This window comes from Enterobacter sp. KB-221C9 (assembly GCF_041320715.1).
Lineage (GTDB): Bacteria > Pseudomonadota > Gammaproteobacteria > Enterobacterales > Enterobacteriaceae > Enterobacter > Enterobacter asburiae_D.
Map to the genome: position 1 here is coordinate 273,802 of NZ_JBGIWG010000003.1, position 19,230 is coordinate 293,031.

Sequence of the window (19,230 nt, forward strand, 5' to 3'; positions counted from 1 at the left end):
TGTTGAAGATAATGCTTCTCATTTTCATGGTTGCCGGGAAGGGATGCAAGCTTTTGTCGCATAAGTTGTTTGCCCGACGGTTGACAGCGAAGCGATGTGGGATTAGGTTAGCCGACGAAAATATAAATGATAATCATTATTGCTTCTTTTATCATTTTGAGGAGGATGATATGGATACGTCACTGGCTGAGGAAGTTCAGCACACCGCAACCACGCTGGAATCAGACCGCTTTTTCTTTATGTCGCCTTACCGCAGCTTTACCACGTCCGGCTGCTTTGCCCGCTTTAGTGAACCCGCCGTCGGCGGCGACGATCCGGCGGGACACTTCCAGCAACAATTAGCCCAGGCCTTCCGGAATGCGAAAGCCAACGGTATTGCTCATCCGGTGATGGTAGGGGCGATTCCTTTCGATACCCGCAAGCCATCCTCTCTGTTTATTCCGCAGCGCTGGCAGACCTTTTCCCGTCCGGCACGCCAGCAGTCCGCACGCTATTTTTCCGGCTCGCAGGCGCTGAAGGTAGAACAACGCACCGAGATCCCGCCGCAGCCCGTGTTTGAAGAGATGGTCGCCCGCGCCGCGTCGCTCACCGCCACGCCGCAGGTCAACAAGGTCGTGCTGTCGCGCCTGATCGATATCGCGACCGACAAAAACATGGACAGCGGTGCGCTGATGGAGCGCCTGATCGCCCAGAACCCGGCGAGCTTTAACTTCCACGTGCCGCTGGAAGACGGCGGCGTGCTGCTGGGGGCAAGCCCCGAACTGCTGCTGCGTAAAGAGGGCGCGCACTTTAGCTCGCTGCCGCTGGCAGGCTCGGCGCGTCGTCAGCCGGACGACGTATTGGATCGCGAAGCGGGCAATAAGCTGCTGGCCTCCGAAAAGGACCGTCACGAGCACGACCTGGTGACCCAGGCGATGAAGGCCATTCTGGCGCCGCGCAGCCACCATCTCAGCATGCCGGATTCTCCTCAGCTGATTACCACGCCGATGCTGTGGCATCTGGCGACGCCGGTAGAAGGCGAGGCGCGTGAAAATGAAAACGCCCTGACGCTGGCCTGCCTGCTGCACCCGACGCCGGCGCTGAGCGGTTTCCCGCACCAGGCGGCGAAAGAACTGATCGCCGAGCTGGAGCCGTTTGACCGCGAGCTGTTCGGCGGCATCGTCGGATGGTGCGACAGCGAAGGCAACGGCGAGTGGGTGGTGACCATCCGCTGCGCGCGTCTGCATACAAATACCGTTCGCCTGTTTGCCGGTGCGGGTATTGTGCCCGCCTCCTCGCCGGTGGGCGAGTGGCGCGAAACGGGCGTGAAGCTCTCCACCATGCTCAACGTATTTGGTTTGCACTAAGGAATACTCATGACCATTCCCTTTACCCGCTGGCCTGAGGAATTCGCCCGCCGCTACCGCGAAAAAGGCTACTGGCAGGATCTGCCGCTGACCCATATCCTGACGGATCGCGCGGACAGCGATGCCGTGGCGATAATCGACGGCGAACGTCACATTACCTACCGCGCGTTTAATCAGGCGGTGAACAACCTCGCGTCCGCCCTTCAGGCGCAGGGGCTGCATCGCGGCGAGACCGCGCTGGTGCAGCTCGGCAACGTGGCCGAGTTCTACATCACCTTCTTCGCGCTGCTGCAAATCGGCGTCGCGCCGGTCAACGCGCTCTTTAGCCATCAGCGCAGCGAGCTGAACGCCTACGCCGCGCAGATCAAACCCGCCGTGCTGATTGCCGATCGCGGCCACGCCCTGTTCGCGGGCGATGACTTCCTCAATGCATTTGTGGATGAACACCGTTCCGTGCGCGTCGTACTGCTGCGCGGCGATAAGGGCGAACATGCCCTGGAAGCGGCGATTGCGCGTCCGGCGGATAACTTCATTCCGAACCCGACGCCCGCGGACGAAGTGGCCTTCTTCCAGCTCTCCGGCGGCAGCACCGGCACGCCGAAGCTGATCCCGCGCACGCATAACGATTACGACTACAGCATTCGCCGCAGCAACGAGATCTGCGGCATTACCGCCGAGACCCGTTACCTGAACGCGCTCCCCGCGGCGCATAACTACGCCATGAGCTCGCCGGGATCGCTCGGCATCTTCACCGCCGGGGGCTGCGTGGTGCTGGCGAACGATCCGAGCGCCACGCTCTGCTTCCCGCTGATTGAACGGCATCAGGTTAACGTCACCTCGCTGGTCCCTCCGGCGGTCAGCCTGTGGCTACAGGCGATTGCCGACGGCGCGGGGAACGCGCAGCTCAAGTCCCTCAAGCTGCTGCAGGTGGGGGGCGCACGCCTCTCCGCCACGCTCGCGGCGCGCATTCCGGCGGAAATCGGCTGCCAGCTTCAGCAGGTGTTCGGCATGGCGGAAGGGCTGGTGAACTACACCGCGCTCGACGACGCGCCGGAGCGCATCATCAACACCCAGGGCCGCCCGATGTGCCCGGACGACGAAGTGTGGGTGGCGGACGAGCACGGCAACCCGCTGCCGCGCGGTGAGGTCGGGCGTCTGATGACGCGCGGGCCGTATACCTTCCGCGGCTATTTCAACAGCCCGGAACACAATGCCAGCGCCTTTGACGCCGACGGCTTTTACTGCTCGGGCGATCTGATTGCCATTGACGAGCAGGGCTACATCACCGTGCAGGGGCGCGAGAAGGATCAGATCAACCGCGGCGGCGAGAAGATCGCCGCCGAAGAGATTGAAAACCTGCTGCTGCGCCATGAGGCGGTGATCCACGCCGCGCTGGTGAGCATGGAGGACAGCCTGCTGGGCGAAAAAAGCTGCGCGTATCTGGTGGTGAAACAGCCCCTGCGTGCGGTCGAGGTGCGCCGTTTCCTGCGCGAGCAGGGCGTTGCCGAATTCAAGCTGCCGGACCGCGTGGAGAGCGTGGATGCGCTCCCGCTGACGCCGGTCGGCAAAGTCGATAAAAAACAGTTGCGCCTGTGGCTTGCTGAACGCGCCCGGGGCTGAGGAACAGAGTATGGCCATTCCAAAATTAACCGCTTACGCGCTGCCGACCGCCGCAGAGCTGCCGACGAATAAAGTGAACTGGGCGTTTGAGCCGGAGCGCGCCGCGCTGCTGATCCACGATATGCAGGAGTATTTCCTGAACTTCTGGGGCGAAAACAGCGCGATGATGCAGCAGGTGGTGGCGAATATCGCCAAACTTCTCGCTTACTGCAAAGCGCACAATATTCCGGTGTACTACACCGCGCAGCCCAAAGAGCAGAGCGACGAAGACCGTGCCCTGCTGAACGACATGTGGGGGCCGGGCCTGACCCGCTCGCCGGAGCAGCAGCGTATTGTCGCTGAACTGACCCCGGACGAAGCGGATACGGTACTGGTGAAGTGGCGCTACAGCGCGTTCCACCGCTCGCCGCTGGAGCAGATGCTGAAAGAGACGGGCCGCAACCAGCTGCTGATTACCGGCGTCTACGCCCACATCGGCTGCATGACCACCGCCACCGATGCCTTTATGCGCGACATCAAGCCGTTCTTTATCGCCGACGCGCTGGCGGATTTCACCCGCGACGAGCACCTGATGTCGCTGAACTACGTGGCCGGACGCTCGGGCCGCGTGGTGATGACCGACGAGCTGCTGCCGTCCGTTCCGGCGACCAAAGCCGCGCTGCGTGAACTGATCCTGCCGCTGCTGGACGAGTCTGACGAGCCGATGGATGACGAAAACCTGATCGACTACGGCCTGGACTCGGTGCGCATGATGGCGCTGGCCGCCCGCTGGCGCAAAGTGCACGGCGATATCGACTTCGTGATGCTGGCAAAAAATCCCACAATCGACGCCTGGTGGGCGCTGCTCTCCCGCGAGGTGAAGTGATGGCGGGATTCGATTTTACCGGCAAGACCGTCTGGGTGACGGGCGCGGGGAAGGGGATCGGCTACGCGACGGCGCTGGCCTTTGTGGAGGCAGGCGCACAGGTGACCGGCTTCGATCTGGCGTTTCCGCTGGGTGATTATCCGTTCGCCACCGAAACGCTGGACGTGGCGGATTTTGCTCAGGTCAGCGACGTGTGTGGCCGTTTGCTTAATACCCTTGAGCGTCTGGACGTGCTGGTCAACGCGGCGGGCATTCTGCGCATGGGGGCGACGGACCAGCTCTCGCAGGAGGACTGGCAGCAGACCTTCGCGGTCAACGTCGGCGGCGCGTTCAACCTGTTCCAGCAGACGATGGGCCAGTTCCGTCGTCAGCAAGGTGGGGCGATTGTGACGGTGGCCTCCGATGCGGCGCACACGCCGCGCATCGGCATGAGCGCCTACGGTGCGTCGAAGGCGGCGCTGAAAAGCCTGGCCCTGACCGTCGGGCTGGAGCTGGCGGGCAGCGGCGTGCGCTGTAACCTGGTGTCGCCGGGATCGACGGACACCGATATGCAGCGTACCCTGTGGACCCGTGACGACGCGGAGCAGCAGCGCATTCGCGGCTTTGGCGAGCAGTTTAAGCTCGGCATTCCGCTGGGCAAAATCGCCCGTCCGCAGGAGATTGCCAGCACGGTGCTGTTCCTTGCATCCGATGCCGCCAGCCATATCACCCTGCAGGATATCGTGGTGGACGGCGGCTCCACGCTGGGGGCGTAAGATGATCTGGAAACGTCATTTACCGCTCGAGGAGCTGAACGCGACCAGCCTGAACACCCTGGTGGCGCATCTCGGCATTGTCTATACCCGTATCGGCGACGACACGCTGGAAGCGGAAATGCCGGTGGATGCGCGCACCCATCAGCCGTTTGGCCTGCTGCACGGCGGCGCATCGGCGGCGCTGGCGGAAACGCTGGGCTCAATGGCCGGTTTTCTGATGACCCGTGACGGGCAGAGCGTGGTGGGAACGGAGCTGAACGCCACTCACCATCGCGCGGTGTCTCACGGTAAGGTGCGCGGGGTGTGCCAGCCGCTGCATCTGGGCCGCTCCACCCAGAGCTGGGAGATTGTGGTATTCGACGAGCAGGGGCGGCGGTGCTGTACCTGTCGGTTGAGTACGATGGTGTTGGGTTGAACGGTGCAGGATTGCCGGGTGGCGGCTTCGCCTTACCCGGCCTACACCTCACACGTAGGCCCGGTAAGCGAAGCGCCACCGGGCAATGTTTACAGCATCGATACCACCCGCTTCAACAGCCGAATTCGCGGTGCAATCGACGCTTTATCCAGCCATTCCGCAGGGCTGTGGAACCCGGCACCAATTGGCCCCAGTCCGTCGAGCGTCGGGATGCCCAGCGCGGCGGTGTGGTTGGCGTCGCTGCCGCCGCCGACCGCCTGCCAGGTGATGTCGATACCTTCCGCTTTTCCTGCCGCTTCAACCTGCTGCATCAGGGCCTGCGTCGCAACGCTGGCTGCCATCGCCGGTTTGTGATTCACCCGCGCAAGCGTCGTGGTCACGCCGTCTAAAAAGCCTTTTTCACATAACGCCTCCAGCGCCTGATTCACCCGGTCGTACTCGTCGTTTTCCCAGAAGCGCACGTCGAGCTCGGCTACGGCGTTATCCGCCACCACGTTGGCCGCGCTGCCGCCGTGAATCACCCCGACGTTGAGCGTGGTGCCGCGATCCCAGTCGGTTAGCGTATTAATCGCGATGACGCTGTTGGCCAGGGCGGTAATCGCCGAGCGGCCTTTCTCCGGGTCGTTGCCCGCGTGTGCCGCTACGCCGCTGAAGGTGAGGTGATAGCCCGCCATCCCTTTACGCGCTTTCACCAGCGAACCGTCGGCGCGGGCGGCTTCGCAGACCAGCACGCAGCGGGAACGCTTAGCCAGCTCGCCGATCCATTCGTGGGAATGCACCGAGCCGGTCTCTTCGTCCGGGTTCATCGCCACGGCAATCGCGAGGCGATCTTTGTCCGCGGCGTCGAGCCCGCGCATCGCCCACAAAATATTCAGAAGTCCGCTCTTCATATCCGAGACGCCGGGACCGTACAGGCGGGTATCGTCCTCGCTCAACGGGCGCTCGGCGACGGTGCCGGGGGCAAATACGGTATCCAGGTGCCCGACCAGCAGCACGTCAAAGCGTTCCGCCTGCGGCTTGTTGCTGACGAACACACCCGGGCCTACCTTATCGCCCAGATTCACCTGCTCGGTGTGCCAGCCTTCGCGCTCCCAGAGCTGCTGAATAATGCCTGCCACGGCGGCAACGCCCGCAATGGTCTGGGTGCCGCAGTCCACGTTCACCAGGGTTTTCAGCTCTTCAATATAGTGGTCAAGATTCATGTGCACGTCCTGTTCAGAGAATAATGCGCATCAGCAGCATGGCTAAAAACGCGTTGACTACCGAGATGGCGATCATCAGCGGGATACGTTTGGCGCGGGTGCCGATCACCCCCAGAATGCGGCCCAGATACTGCACCTGCGAGCCCATCAGGTAGATGGCGGGCGCCAGGATCGCCAGGTGCTCGCCGGTGATAATGCCTTTATCAAACAGGCCGATGGCGACGCCGATCCCGCCGCCCATCGACATCCAGCCGCCAATCAGCACGGCAGCGGCCTCACCCGGCAGGCCGAACAGGCCCATTAATGGGGCGAAGATCATGCCCAGCCCTTTCAGGGCACCGGTAATTTCCAGCGCTTTGATGATGATAAATGCCATCACCACGTTGGGCAGGGTGCTGCTGGTAGCAATGCTCCAGCCTTTGCGCGCGCCCTCGACGAAGACATCGGTAATTACGGGGTTAGACTGTGGGGCACTCATGCGGCGTCTCCTTTACGGTTGAAGGACAGGATCAATCGCAGCAGATTTGCGCCCACGATTTTCATGATGAACATGACGGCGATACAGGCTCCGATGGACGTGGGTACCGCCGCCGTGCCGTCAACGGCGACCAGCGTGAAGAGGATCGCCCCGGAAGAGAAAAAGTTGGTGATCATCGCCCCGGCGGAGAACTGGAACATGGCAAAAACGTCTTTCTCCTTTTCGCTGATTTGCCCTTCGTCTGACAGGTTGCGGGTCAGCGACGCGCCCACGTCGGTGCTTTGCAGGCTGCCGATCAGCGCCAGCCCGGTGGTGCCGGGAATGCCCAGCAGCGGGCGCAGCAGAGGGGTCAAGAGCTTGCGGGCGGCACGCAGGGCGCCGTAGTGCTCCAGCACGTTGATCATCCCCAGCGCGAACATTACCGCGGGAATTAAACCGAGCGCGAAGAGAAACCCGTCCATCGCGCCGCTGCCGCCGGTGCCGCGAAAGGCGCTGCTGGCGGTCGTCAACGTGCCGTCATCCAGGCTGGCTTTACTGACCACTTTGCCAAACGCACCGTTGAGGGTGGTGAAATCAAACACGCCGTACCACTCTTTTCCGCCTAACAGGCCAGAGAAGAAAACGGCTGCAAACGCCAGAGCGAAGTACGCGCCCGGCCCGACCTTTTGATCCTGAGGTACAGAACTGTTCATATCCTTTTCCTTGTAAGCGCGCGATTGCGCAGGATCATTCTGGCGAGGTTATGAGCAAAAAAAATGATACAAATCATTCCGTAAGGCTGCGTCTGGCTGAAAAAGGCAAAAGTGTGACCGAGGACGTCGCGAAAGTGATCGGCTTAACAATGTGGTGTAAATGTCTGGTTTGACCACGCATTATTGCGTTTCAAAGTTGTTAAATTTTCGTCGTTGTTCTAGAAACAAAATGTAACATCTCACTGTTTCACAACAACGGATAACCACTATGAACAACTCAGGGAAATACCTTACATGGGCAGGGCTCTCCGTTGTGGGAGCCTTTGCCCTGGGCTATATCGCCCTCAACCGGGGGGAACAGATCAACGCGCTCTGGATCGTCGTCGCCTCCGTCTGCATCTATCTGATCGCCTACCGTTTTTATGGCCGCTATATCGCGAAGAACGTATTAGGCGTTGACGCGACGCGCATGACGCCTGCCGTCCGCCATAACGACGGTCTGGACTATGTGCCGACCGACAAAAAAGTGCTGTTCGGTCACCACTTCGCGGCAATTGCCGGGGCGGGCCCGCTGGTGGGGCCGGTGCTGGCGGCGCAGATGGGCTACCTGCCGGGGATGATCTGGATCCTCGCGGGCGTGGTGCTGGCGGGCGCGGTGCAGGACTTTATGGTGCTGTTCGTCTCGACCCGCCGCGACGGGCGTTCGCTGGGTGAGCTGGTGAAAGAGGAGATGGGGGCAACCGCCGGGGTGATTGCGCTGGTGGCGACCTTTATGATCATGGTGATCATCCTCGCGGTGCTGGCGATGATCGTGGTGAAAGCGCTGACCCACAGCCCGTGGGGAACCTATACCGTTGCCTTCACCATTCCGCTGGCGCTGTTTATGGGGATCTACATTCGCTACCTGCGCCCGGGGCGCATTGGTGAAGTGTCGGTGATTGGTCTGGTGTTCCTGGTGTTCGCCATTATCTCCGGCGGCTGGGTGGCGGAAAGCCCGACCTGGGCGCCGTTCTTCGACTTTACTGGCGTGCAGCTGACCTGGATGCTGGTGGGCTACGGCTTTGTGGCGGCGGTGCTGCCGGTGTGGCTGCTGCTGGCGCCGCGTGACTACCTCTCCACCTTCCTGAAAATCGGCACCATCGTCGGGCTGGCCATCGGCATTCTGATTATGCGCCCGACCCTGACCATGCCTGCGTTAACCAAATTTATCGACGGCACCGGCCCGGTCTGGACCGGTAACCTGTTCCCGTTCCTGTTTATCACCATCGCCTGCGGCGCGGTGTCGGGCTTCCACGCGCTGATCGCCTCCGGCACCACGCCGAAGATGCTGGCGAATGAAAATCAGGCCTGCCTGATCGGCTACGGCGGCATGCTGATGGAATCTTTTGTCGCCATCATGGCGCTGGTCTCGGCCTGTATCATCGACCCGGGCGTGTACTTCGCGATGAACAGCCCGATGGCGGTGCTGGCGCCTGCCGGCACCGTTGACGTGGTGGCGTCCGCCGCGCAGGTGGTGAGCGGCTGGGGCTTTGCGATTACCCCTGATACGTTGACGAGCATCGCCAGTGAAGTGGGCGAGCAGTCGATTATCTCCCGTGCGGGCGGGGCGCCGACGCTGGCGGTCGGCATGGCGTATATTCTTCACGGCGCGCTGGGCGGGCTGATGGACGTGTCGTTCTGGTATCACTTCGCCATCCTGTTCGAGGCGCTGTTTATCCTGACGGCAGTGGATGCGGGAACCCGCGCGGCGCGCTTTATGCTCCAGGATCTGCTGGGGGTGATCTCCCCGAACCTGAAGCGTACCGATTCGCTCCCGGCTAACCTGCTGGCGACGGCGCTGTGCGTGCTGGCGTGGGGCTATTTCCTGCACCAGGGCGTGGTCGATCCGCTGGGCGGGATTAACACCCTGTGGCCGCTGTTCGGTATCGCCAACCAGATGCTGGCGGGCATGGCGCTGATGCTCTGCGCGGTGGTGCTGTTCAAGATGAAGCGCCAGCGTTACGCGTGGGTGGCATTAGTGCCAACCGCATGGCTGCTGATCTGTACCCTGACGGCGGGCTGGCAGAAAGCCTTCAGTCCGGATAACAAGGTGGGCTTCCTGGCAATCGCCAACAAGTTCCAGGCGATGATCGACAGCGGTAAAATCCCGGCGCAGTACACCGAGTCCCAGCTGTCGCAGCTGGTGTTTAACAACCGTCTGGACGCCGGGCTGACCATCTTCTTTATGGTGGTGGTCGTGGTGCTGGCGTTGTATTCTCTCAAGACCGCGCTGGCGGCGTTGAAAAACGACAAGCCAACGGCGAAAGAGACGCCGTACGAGCCAATGCCTGAAAACCTGGAAGAGATTGTCACCCAGGCCAAAGGGGCGCATTAACCTGTGTGCCGGGTGGCGCTTGCGCTTACCCGGCCTACATTTCCTGTGAGACCAGAATTATGTTCGACACCCTTTCCAAAGCAGGTAAGTACCTGGGTCAGGCCGCCAAAATGATGATTGGCGTGCCGGACTACGACAACTACGTCGAGCATATGCGCGTCAACCATCCGGACCAGACGCCCATGACCTACGAAGAATTTTTCCGCGACCGTCAGGACGCCCGCTACGGCGGCAAGGGCGGGGCGAAGTGCTGTTAACCCTCTTTCGGTAAATAGAGGCTGATCTGCTCCTGCTTGCAGCCATAAATTGCCGCCAGCTTTTCGCGGGTGCGCTTTTGCGGACGGGAGTCCAGCGCTTCCAGCTGTGACACGGCGGACTGAGTGATGCCGAGTTTCTCCGCCACCTCCTGCTGGGACATGCCGCGAAGGATACGCCACGCGGCCTGCAGGCTGACGTTCTCGTTATGCATGACGTCGCATACTTCACCAGGTAATCCTACGTCATCATAACAATCGTGTTCGACTTCAATATCCTCTAGATCATCATCGGTTTCGTCGTCAATTTCTGCCATCTGTAAGCACATACGAAAGTATTCATCATAGGGAATAACGACGTACTGCGCTTTTCCGTCATCGTCCTTAATTAGCTGAACAGCCATAGGGGGCTTTCTCCTCGTGAAGGTAGGTCGTTGATGTTCTGCGCTTGACGGCCAAAACATAACAATGGTTATCGGGATCGTCCCGAAGTGTAATCAGAATGCGGTAATCGCCAACGCGTAGCCGGAAATGATTTTCTGTTGCCGATATTTTTTTGATATCGGGCCGGGGAGCTGAGCGATCGTCCAGCTCAGCAAGTTTTGCTTTGATTCTTCGCTGATATCGGCCATCGATTTTGGAAAACTCTTTCTTTGCATTCTTTGACCAGACAATCTTCATCCGTACCTCCACTGTACGCCCACACAAAATATAAGGAAATAATAAGACTATTAGATAAATTCCGAATTTCTAATGGGATACTGTAGAGCGGAGAAAAAACGGGAGAAAGCGGCAAAACGCGAACCGTCGAGAGCGCTCGGGAAGGCCTCTGCCGGGCGACAGAGGCTTGCAGGGAATATGCGATCAGGCGTTCAAACCGCCGTCCACGTCCAGACCGGTTCCGGAGATCTGCCCGGCAAGCGGGCTGGCGAGAAACGTGACCGCCGCCGCGACGTCTTCCGGCTGGCCGTAGTGACCCAACGCAATAAGCTGACGCTGAGAGTCAGCCTGTTCCCCGTCTTCCGGGTTCATATCGCTGTTGGTCGGTCCGGGATGGACCAGGTTAACGGTAATGCCGCGCGGCCCTAAATCACGGGCCAGCCCGCGGGTGAGGGAGTTAAGGGCCGATTTGGTCATTGAGTAGACGGCGATACCCGGCTGCGCCACGCGGTTTGCCAGACAGCTGCCGATGTTGATAATGCGCCCGCCGTCGGACATGTGCACCAGCGCTTCCTGAATGGCGATCACCACGCCGCGGATGTTGACGTTGATAAGGGCGTCAATGTCCGCCAGCGTCATGGACTCCAGCGGGCCGCCGCGCGCGATCCCGGCGTTGTTGACCAGAATGTCCAGCCCGCCAAGGGAGCGCGCCGCATGGGTGACGGCATCCTGAATCGCCTGCGCGCTGGCGCTGTCCGCCTGCACGGCTTCGCTATGTCGTCCCAGCGCCTTAATCTCATCGGCGACCGCCTGGGCTTTATCGGCCGATTTTTCATACGTAATAATCACATCCGCACCGGCGCGCGCCAGCGACAGTGCAATTGCCCGACCCAACCCGCGGCTGGCGCCGGTAACCAGCGCCTTTTTACCTGTTAAATCGATCTGCATGATGACCTCGTTACGAGAGTGGTAAGAATCATCATTAGGTATAGACGGTCAGGGCGATTAACGGCTGAAGGATTCCACTTTCTCAAACGCGGCGCGCAGAACGTCAGGCGTTAACGTAATAGGTAAATAATGAATCGACTCGACCGGGCGCAGGGTGTGTGCAATCACCTGATCCTGTTCGTCGCGGTTATTGATGTCGACGTCCAGCTCGCGAAGCGTGGTCGGCAGGTTAAAACGCTGGTATGCCGCCACCAGCTGCGCCAGCACGTCGTCCTGGCCGAGCAGGGCGCTCTGTACCAGAATGCCGTAGGCCACCTTGGTGCCGTGCAGGTATTTTTCCGTCTGCGGCAGCACGGTTAAGCCGTTGTGCACCGCATGCGCTGCCGCCACGCGCGTATAGCGTTCGCCCAGGCCGCCGACCATCCCGCCACCGGCGATAATCGCGTCCACCACGTCCCGGAAAGCCTGCGTCTGTTCTCCACGCTGCTGGTCGGCCAGCGCCTCTTCGCTGTGTTCCAGCAGCACGTCGCGGATCGCCAGCGCGCCGTTGATGCCCAGCCGCACGGTCAGCGGCAGGTTCTCCGGCTCAGGTGCCAACACCACCGCTTCGTACCACTTCGCCAGCGTATCGCCGATGCCCGCCAGCAGATATTCCGCCGGGGCGTTGAGGACGATCTGCGGCTCCACCAGCACCAGGAAGTTGGCGTCGTCGAAGATCTCAAAATGCAGCGCCTGACCGGCATCGTTGTACCAGACGGAGAGCGGGGTCCACGCCGCGCAGGTGGCGGCAATGGTGGGGATGCCCACAAACGGCACCCCTAAGCGGCGCGCCACGGCCTTCACGGTATCTATCACCGCGCCGCCGCCGACGCCGATCACCACGCTGGCGTCGCTGCCGGATTCATTCACCAGATGGGTGACGTCGCGCTCGCTGCAGTGGCCTTTAAACAGTAGGCGTTTCGCCCCCGGCGCGTTAAAGCTCTCCGGCAGGAAAGGGCGCGCGCCTTCGATAGCGCGCTCGCCGTAGATCCACACCGCGCGGGAAAGCTGTTCCGGGGTAAAGAAGTTATCCAGCTGCGCAAGGCTTCCGGGATGAGAGAAGTAGTTCGCCGGGCCAGGCACGACGCGGATATCGGTGTTGCTCATGGTGTTGTCCTTTTTTTAGCAAGCGCTAACCCGATGTTATGTCTGGACATCCGGATGGCTAATAATATTTCGCTTTATCTTATGCCTTTTCCGTCGTTGTCAGTCAACCGGAGCTGTGAAAAATTCGATAAATCAGAAGAGTAATGAAGGATTTACGCGGATGGTTTCCAGTCGCCTTGAGATGCGCGGTATCAGCCTGGCCTTTTCCGGCTTTCAGGCGCTGTCGCGCGTGAATTTCACCTTAACCGGCGGATCCGTGCATGCGCTAACCGGTGCCAACGGCGCGGGGAAATCGACCCTGATGGCGGTGCTGTGCGGCACGCACGACCACTATGAGGGCGAGATCAGCATTAACAACCAGCCGGTGACGATCCGCGAACCGCTTGACGCCAAACGGCTGGGGATCCACCTCGTGCAGCAGGAGGTGGACGTGGCGCTGATTCCGGGATTAAGCATTGCCGAAAACATCATGCTCGACCAGCTGGCGCAGCCGGGGCATCGCTTCAGCTGGCGCGCGATCCGCCAGCAGGCGAGACGGGCGCTGGCGCAGCTGGATGTCTCTCTGGACGTACACCGTTCCATCGACGGCTGTTCGCTGGCCGAAAAGCAGCAGATTTTGCTGGCGCGGGCGCTGTCCCACCACTGCCGTTTTTTGATTCTTGATGAACCCACCGCGCCGCTGGATGCGCACGAGAGCGAGCGCCTGTTTGCGGTGGTGAGACGCTTAAAGCAGCAGGGCATCGGCGTGGTGTTTATCTCCCACCGTATTCACGAGCTGAAGGCCATCTGCGACACCTTAACGGTGCTGCGCGACGGCAAGCTGATCGAGTCCGGTCCGATGGCCGATCTTAGCGGCGAAGAGATTGTCGAGAAGATGCTCGGCCACGTGCTGAGCGATATCTATCCGCCCGCGCGACCGCCGCACGGCGACGAAACGCTGCTGCGCGTTGAGGGGCTTCACGATGACGCGCTGCTGAAAGATATCTCCCTGCACCTGCGCAAAGGCGAAATTCTCGGGATTGCCGGGCTGGCGGGTGCGGGGAAAACCGAACTCTGCAAGGCGCTGTTTGGCGCCACCAAAAGCCGCGTCGCGCGCGGCGAGCTGAATCATCAGTCCTGGCAGCCGCGCGACCCGGCCGACTCCGTGCTGCGCGGTCTGGCGCTGGTGCCGGAGGAGCGGCGGAAAGAGGGCATTTTTATCGACGAGCCGGTGAGCATGAACCTGGCGGTGACGGCGGATAACAGCTTTTCGCGCTGGAGCCTGTTTGGCCATCGTCAGGCGTGGCGCTGGGCGGAAGAGGTGATAGCCCGCGTCGGCGTGCGCGCCCGCGGACCGGGGCAGGTGCTCCGCCGCTTGTCTGGCGGCAACCAGCAGAAGGTCGCCATCGGTAAATGGCTGCGCAATGACGCCAGCGTGCTGATATTCGACGAGCCGACGAAAGGCGTGGACGTGAAGGCCAAAACCGACCTGTTCCAGCTGATTGACGGCCTGGCGCGAGAGGGCAAAGGGGTGATTTACGCCTCGGGCGAGTTTGCCGAGCTGGTCGGGCTATGCGACCGCATCTGCGTGCTGTGGGACGGGCGCATCGTGGCGGAAATCGCCGGGGCCGAGGCCCGCGAAGAGACACTACTTTATTATTCAACCGGAGGAACGGCGTCGTGAGCAAGGCCCTTTCAGTGAACGCGGCGGCGTCTGGCCGTCAGCAGATTTTCGATTTTCTCTACAAGTGGGGCATGCTGTTAACCGTCGTCGCGCTGGTGGCCGTCTTTGGCCTGGCGTCGGACAGCTTCCTCGATCCGAACAACATCATCAACATTCTGCGCTCGATTGCCATCGTGACGGTGATTGCCATTGGCGTGTCGATTTCATTGACCATCGGCGGGTTCGATCTCTCTGTCGGATCCACCGCGTCGCTGGCGAACGCGCTGGTGATTTCCCTTTTCGTCTGGCACGGATTTGGTACCACCGAGTCGATTCTGATCACCCTCGCGCTCTGCACGCTGGTGGGGCTGTTTAACGCCTTTCTGATCGTCGTCCTGCGTATTCCGGACATGCTCGCGACGCTTGCCAGCCTGTTTGTCATTCAGGGCGTGGCGATGACCTACAGCTACGGTGGGTCGATTACCGAGAACATGGTGCTGCCGAGCGGCGACATGGCGGAAGGCACGATTCCGGCGGCGTTCAGCCTGCTGGGGCAGGTGCCGACCATTGTGATCGTCATGCTGGTGGTGACCGTGCTGGCGCAGCTGGGCCTCTCGCTGACCACTCACGGACGCCGGATGTACGCCATTGGCGGCAACCCGGAAGCGGCGCGTCTCTCCGGCATTCGCACCACGCGCTACAAGGTGGCGGCCTACGTGATTGCCTCGCTGCTGGCGGGCCTGGGCGGGATTTTGCTGGCGTCGCGCATCGGTTCGTCGCAGGTGAATGCGGGCGGCGGATACCTGATGGATGCGGTGGCGGCGGCGTGGATTGGCTTCTCGCTGGCCGGGTCCGGCAAGCCGAACGCGCTGGGAACCCTGGTCGGGGCGGTCATTCTCGGCGTGCTGTCGAACGGGCTGGTGATGCTCTCCGTGCCGTATTACGCCATGGACATTATAAAAGGGCTGGTGCTCGCCGTGGCGCTGGCGATTACCTACATACAAAAACGCTAAACATTTAAAACAACACAACGGGATAACAGAATGAAAAAAATCGCTCTCTCTTTGGTGGCGCTCGGGTTGCTGACGTCTCTGCCAGGCTTCGCGGCTACGCCCGCGCCGCTTCCGGCTGCCATTGCGAACCATGACGGCCCGATCCGCATCGCGGTGATCCGTAACCTTGGCTCAGACGACAACACCACGCAGTTTATTGCGGGGGCAATTCAGGAAGGGAAGAAGCTTGGCTTTAAGATCAGCACCTTTTTAAGCAACGGAGACGACGCCAAATTCCAGGACTTCGTTAACCAGGCGATCAGCCAGAAATATGACGGGATTATTCTCTCTCAGGGGCGCGATCCGTACTCCACCGCGCTGGTGAAGAAAGCGGTGGATGCCGGTATTAAAGTCGCCGTTTTTGATACCGCCGTTAACGGCGAGATCCCGGGCGTGACCGTTACCCAGCAGGACGATGCCTCCCTGACTAACCTCTCCTTCGGCCAGCTGGCGAAAGATTTCAACGGCAAGGCCAATATCGTCAAGCTGTGGGTGGCGGGCTTCCCGCCGATGGAGCGCCGTCAGGCGGCCTATAAAGAGCTGCAAAAGCAGTATCCGGACATCAAAGAGCTGGAGTCCATCGGTGCCGTGTCCTCTGACGTGCAGGGTGATACCGCCAACAAGGTAGGCGCGATCCTGGCGAAATACCCGAAAGGCAAAATCGACGCCATCTGGGGAACCTGGGACGCCTTCAGCCAGGGCGCGTATAAGGCGCTGAAAGAGAACGGCCGCACCGAGATCAAGCTCTACAGCATCGACATCTCCAACCAGGATCTGCAGCTGATGCGCGAACCGGGCAGTTCGTGGAAGGTGAGCGTGGCGGTGGATCCGAAGCTGATTGGCGCGACTAACGTGCGTCTGGTGGCGAATAAGATTGCCGGGGAAGCCACGCCTGCAACCTACGATTTCAAAGCGGCCGCTATTCCTCAGGCGCTGCTGACCGCCCAGCCGGGCCCGGTGAACGTGGCGTCTCTGGGCAAAATCATTCCGGGCTGGGGCCAGACGGAAGATTTTATCGCGCCGTGGTTTGCGACGCTGGAAGCGAAAAATAAATAACACCAAGCCGGGTGGCGGCTGCGCCTTACCCGGCCTACATTTCGCACCCGTAGGCCCGGTAAGCGCAGCGCCACCGGGCGTAAGGAGCTCAAGGTGACTCATTTACCCCCTCCAGAATACAGCCGCAATATGCGGCTGATTGGCCATAGCGACCAGGGCGGTCGCCCGGACGGCGTGCAGCTGATGGTGCACCGCGGTTTCGCCTATATCGGCCATATGGTGTCGCAGGGCTTTTCGATTGTCGACGTGCGCGACCCTAAGAACCCGAAAGCGGCAGGCTACGTGCCCGCGCCGCCCGGCACCTGGAACGTGCACCTGCAGGCGCACGACGACCTGCTGCTGGTGATTAACGCCCGGGATCTGTTTGCCGATGCCCGCTTTGCCGACGAAAAGGTCTACTACACCCGTCAGGTGGGGGAGACCGTCAGCGACGTGCAGGACAAAGGCTGGAGCGCCGGGCTGCGCGTGTTTGACATCTCCACGCCCGACAGGCCGCGCGAAATCGGCTTTCTGTCGCTGAGCGGCATCGGCATTCACCGCATCTGGTACGTCGGCGGCCGCTGGGCCTACGTGTCTGCGCTGATCGACGGCTTTACCGACTACATCTTCCTGACCATCGATCTTGCGGACCCGCGTAAGCCTGAAGTGGCGGGGCGCTGGTGGCTGCCGGGGATGAACCAGGCCGAAGGAGAGAAGCCGAACTGGCCGGAAGGGAAACGCTACGCGCTGCACCATGCGATTATCGCGGGCGACACCGCCTACGGCAGCTGGCGCGACGGCGGCCTGACGCTGCTGGACGTGAAGGACCGCACCCGGCCGAAGCTGATTAGCCACCGCAACTGGAGCCCGCCGTTTGGCGGAGGGACGCACACCGCACTCCCGCTGCCGGACCGCGATTTGCTGGTGGTGCTGGACGAAGCGGTGCTGGATAACCAGGAGGACGGCGAAAAGCTCATCTGGCTGTTTGATATCCGCGAGCCGTCGAACCCGGTGAGCATCTCGACCTTCCCGCAGCCGGATGAAACCGACTACGTGGCGAAAGGGGCGCATTTCGGCCCGCATAACCTGCACGAGAACCGGCCGGGGAGCTTCGTTAGCTCAACGCTGATTTTTGCGACGTATCAGAACGCGGGCGTGCGGGCGTATGACATTTCCAATCCGTATCGACCGGTGGAAACCGGTGCGCTGGTGCCCGCCGCGCCGGAGAGAATGATGGACACGCGGCCCAATCGTCCGCAGGTGATCCAGTCGTGCGACGTGTTTGTCGATGCGCAGGGGATTATTTACAGCACGGATTATAACGGTGGATTGTCGGTGATTGAGTATTTGGGGTAAGTTTTTGCCGGGTGGCGGCTTCGCCTTACCCGGCCTACATTCGAATCGTAGGCCCGGTAAGCGCAGCGCCACCGGGCACAAAGCCGGCACTCAGCTGTACTGCCGCACCCGTGCCACCAGCTCTTCCGCGCTGTCGATGCGGTCGGCAATGACGATCAGCGCTTTACCGAGCGTTATCGCGTGGCGCAGGCATTCGTGGCGCATCGCCTCGTCCTGGATGGTGTCGATATCCGCCACGTGGGAAAGCCCGACGCTGCGGCGAATGAGCTCGGTGCCGCAGAAGCCGATGGCGTCATGCCAGACCTTTTTCAGGAACGCGGAGGCATAGCCCGGTGCGCCGAGCGCGGCGTCGCGGGCTTTCTCGTTTGCCAGCGCCTGGAAGCGTTCCGCGAAGGTGTTCCACAGCTCCTGAATATCGGTCAGCCGTTGCTCGCGCGCGGCGGCGGCATCGCGAATGCCCAGATGCCCCGGCAGGCCGCAGAAGTTCAGCAGCAGGTTGCCGATGGCGGTGCCAATATCAAAACCTATCGGCCCGAAATAGCCGAACTCGGCGTCGATGGCCTTCAGGCTGCCGTCGGCCACAAAAATCGACCCGCTGTGGATATCGCCGTGCAGCAGGGCTTCAGCCTGAGAAAAGAAACGGTGCTTCAGGGAGGCCACGGCAATTTTAAGCGGGGCGTCGTCGCGCAGGGCCGCGACGTCATTTTCCAGCTCGGCCGGGTAGCTGTTGCGCTCGTGGATCTGGTACGGATCGTTGAAGAACAGATCTTCGGTGATCTCGCACATTTCCGGGTTGATGAATTTCGCCACCTGCGCTTTTTTCTCGTGCGGGTGCAGGTAGAAATCGCTGGTGTGGAACAGCGCGTGCGCGAGGTATTCGCCCAGCTGCTGCGCCGCCTGCGGGTAGTAAATGTTGTTGATCAGCTCGCCGCGCCAGATGCGATGGCTGGAGAGATCTTCCATCACCATCACCGCCAGCTCCGGGTCGAAGTGGTGGATTTTCACGGTGTGCTGCGGGCTGTGCTGGTAGTGCTCGACCAGCGTTTGCGCCTCAAGTCGGGCGCGGTCCAGCGTCAGCGGCCAGGACTCCCCGACGCAGCGCACGTAGGGCAGCGCCTGCTTGACGATGATGCGGCTCACGCCCGCGCTGTCGAAAATTTTAAATACCAGATTGAGGTTGCCGTCGCCTACCTCCTGCGCCTCCACCAGCGATGATGGGTCATCAAGGCCGCCAAACTGCCTGGCATACTCCACGGCGTCCTGAGCGGTAAAGGTACGGTATTGCGACATGGCCTGCTCCTCACGAGTTTGCTAATAAAGACATGTAGACGTCTATACATCTGGATTTCATCCTGACACAATGTGCTACAACAACGCAACAGGGAATTAA

The 19,230-nt window shown here is 61.0% G+C and carries 19 protein-coding genes; 11 read left to right on the plus strand and 8 right to left on the minus strand.

The genetic code is table 11. The annotated features are described in order from the left end of the window. The first annotated feature begins 170 nt into the window (after nucleotides 1-170). From entC to entH, 5 genes are read left to right on the plus strand one after another with little or no spacing between them, the layout of a single operon-like run. Nucleotides 171-1,346, plus strand: coding sequence for an isochorismate synthase EntC (entC, locus tag AB8846_RS05385; protein ID WP_370732248.1), 1,176 nt, complete (start codon nucleotides 171-173; stop codon nucleotides 1,344-1,346). A gap of 9 nt (nucleotides 1,347-1,355) precedes the next feature. Further along, on the plus strand, nucleotides 1,356-2,966 hold the full coding sequence (gene entE, locus AB8846_RS05390) for a (2,3-dihydroxybenzoyl)adenylate synthase EntE (protein WP_370732249.1): 1,611 nt from the start codon (nucleotides 1,356-1,358) through the stop codon (nucleotides 2,964-2,966). A gap of 10 nt (nucleotides 2,967-2,976) precedes the next feature. Continuing rightward, the gene (locus AB8846_RS05395) at nucleotides 2,977-3,831 is read left to right on the plus strand and encodes an isochorismatase family protein (RefSeq protein ID WP_370732250.1); all 855 of its coding nucleotides are present in this window, start codon (nucleotides 2,977-2,979) and stop codon (nucleotides 3,829-3,831) included. Continuing rightward, nucleotides 3,831-4,586, plus strand: coding sequence for a 2,3-dihydro-2,3-dihydroxybenzoate dehydrogenase EntA (gene entA, locus AB8846_RS05400; protein WP_370732251.1), 756 nt, complete (start codon nucleotides 3,831-3,833; stop codon nucleotides 4,584-4,586). The genes AB8846_RS05395 and entA overlap by 1 nt, the downstream gene beginning before the upstream one ends. Before the next feature lies 1 nt (nucleotide 4,587). Then, entirely contained in the window at nucleotides 4,588-5,001 is a 414-nt protein-coding gene (gene entH, locus AB8846_RS05405; protein ID WP_063143215.1) for a proofreading thioesterase EntH, read from the plus strand. Between the two features lie 89 nt (nucleotides 5,002-5,090). Here the strand turns inward: entH and AB8846_RS05410 are convergent, their stop codons facing one another. Genes AB8846_RS05410 through AB8846_RS05420 form a run of 3 tightly spaced genes read right to left on the minus strand, consistent with a single transcriptional unit; the run spans nucleotide 5,091 to nucleotide 7,373 of the window. Then, nucleotides 5,091-6,203: a M20 family metallopeptidase gene (locus AB8846_RS05410; protein WP_063143214.1), complete on the minus strand. Its 1,113-nt coding sequence runs from the start codon at nucleotides 6,201-6,203 to the stop codon at nucleotides 5,091-5,093. Nucleotides 6,204-6,216: 13 nt separating this feature from the next. Beyond that, a complete protein-coding gene (locus tag AB8846_RS05415) occupies nucleotides 6,217-6,681 on the minus strand; it encodes a YjiG family protein (protein ID WP_010428441.1) in 465 nt (154 codons plus the stop codon). Next, nucleotides 6,678-7,373 carry a nucleoside recognition domain-containing protein gene (locus AB8846_RS05420; RefSeq protein WP_063143213.1) on the minus strand — a complete coding sequence of 232 codons (696 nt, stop codon included), beginning with the start codon at nucleotides 7,371-7,373 and terminating at the stop codon, nucleotides 6,678-6,680. The genes AB8846_RS05415 and AB8846_RS05420 overlap by 4 nt, the downstream gene beginning before the upstream one ends. A gap of 268 nt (nucleotides 7,374-7,641) precedes the next feature. Here AB8846_RS05420 and cstA point away from each other — a divergent pair, with 268 nt between their 5' ends. Beyond that, nucleotides 7,642-9,747: a pyruvate/proton symporter CstA gene (gene cstA, locus AB8846_RS05425; RefSeq protein WP_032649600.1), complete on the plus strand. Its 2,106-nt coding sequence runs from the start codon at nucleotides 7,642-7,644 to the stop codon at nucleotides 9,745-9,747. A 59-nt stretch (nucleotides 9,748-9,806) separates the two neighbouring features. Further along, a complete protein-coding gene (locus AB8846_RS05430; RefSeq protein ID WP_006809671.1) occupies nucleotides 9,807-10,004 on the plus strand; it encodes a YbdD/YjiX family protein in 198 nt (65 codons plus the stop codon). On the opposite strand, the gene AB8846_RS05435 is transcribed toward AB8846_RS05430, so the two are convergent. From AB8846_RS05435 to AB8846_RS05450, 4 genes are all read right to left on the minus strand, one after another. Further along, complete coding sequence (locus AB8846_RS05435; protein WP_032661025.1) at nucleotides 10,001-10,405, minus strand: helix-turn-helix domain-containing protein; 405 nt, start codon at nucleotides 10,403-10,405, stop codon at nucleotides 10,001-10,003. The genes AB8846_RS05430 and AB8846_RS05435 overlap by 4 nt on opposite strands. Next, nucleotides 10,386-10,682: a type II toxin-antitoxin system RelE/ParE family toxin gene (locus AB8846_RS05440; RefSeq protein WP_023303272.1), complete on the minus strand. Its 297-nt coding sequence runs from the start codon at nucleotides 10,680-10,682 to the stop codon at nucleotides 10,386-10,388. Before AB8846_RS05440 ends, AB8846_RS05435 begins: the two co-directional genes overlap by 20 nt. 183 nt (nucleotides 10,683-10,865) lie before the next feature. Continuing rightward, on the minus strand, nucleotides 10,866-11,609 hold the full coding sequence (locus AB8846_RS05445; protein WP_259386652.1) for an SDR family NAD(P)-dependent oxidoreductase: 744 nt from the start codon (nucleotides 11,607-11,609) through the stop codon (nucleotides 10,866-10,868). Nucleotides 11,610-11,666: 57 nt separating this feature from the next. Further along, nucleotides 11,667-12,755, minus strand: a complete 1,089-nt coding sequence (locus AB8846_RS05450) for an oxidoreductase (RefSeq protein WP_370732252.1) — start codon at nucleotides 12,753-12,755, stop codon at nucleotides 11,667-11,669. Between the two features lie 160 nt (nucleotides 12,756-12,915). On the opposite strand from AB8846_RS05450, the gene AB8846_RS05455 reads away from it, so the two are divergent. From AB8846_RS05455 to AB8846_RS05470, 4 genes are all read left to right on the plus strand, one after another. Beyond that, nucleotides 12,916-14,418 (plus strand): sugar ABC transporter ATP-binding protein, encoded by a 1,503-nt coding sequence (locus tag AB8846_RS05455; protein ID WP_370732253.1) that lies wholly within the window; start codon nucleotides 12,916-12,918, stop codon nucleotides 14,416-14,418. After that, complete coding sequence (locus AB8846_RS05460; RefSeq protein WP_063143207.1) at nucleotides 14,415-15,410, plus strand: ABC transporter permease; 996 nt, start codon at nucleotides 14,415-14,417, stop codon at nucleotides 15,408-15,410. Before AB8846_RS05455 ends, AB8846_RS05460 begins: the two co-directional genes overlap by 4 nt. 30 nt (nucleotides 15,411-15,440) lie before the next feature. Continuing rightward, on the plus strand, nucleotides 15,441-16,505 hold the full coding sequence (locus AB8846_RS05465) for a sugar ABC transporter substrate-binding protein (RefSeq protein ID WP_331413044.1): 1,065 nt from the start codon (nucleotides 15,441-15,443) through the stop codon (nucleotides 16,503-16,505). 93 nt (nucleotides 16,506-16,598) lie between these two features. Beyond that, nucleotides 16,599-17,840 carry an LVIVD repeat-containing protein gene (locus AB8846_RS05470; protein ID WP_370732254.1) on the plus strand — a complete coding sequence of 414 codons (1,242 nt, stop codon included), beginning with the start codon at nucleotides 16,599-16,601 and terminating at the stop codon, nucleotides 17,838-17,840. 90 nt (nucleotides 17,841-17,930) lie between these two features. Here the strand turns inward: AB8846_RS05470 and mtnK are convergent, their stop codons facing one another. Then, on the minus strand, nucleotides 17,931-19,130 hold the full coding sequence (gene mtnK, locus AB8846_RS05475; RefSeq protein WP_370732255.1) for an S-methyl-5-thioribose kinase: 1,200 nt from the start codon (nucleotides 19,128-19,130) through the stop codon (nucleotides 17,931-17,933). Nucleotides 19,131-19,230 lie beyond the last annotated feature (100 nt).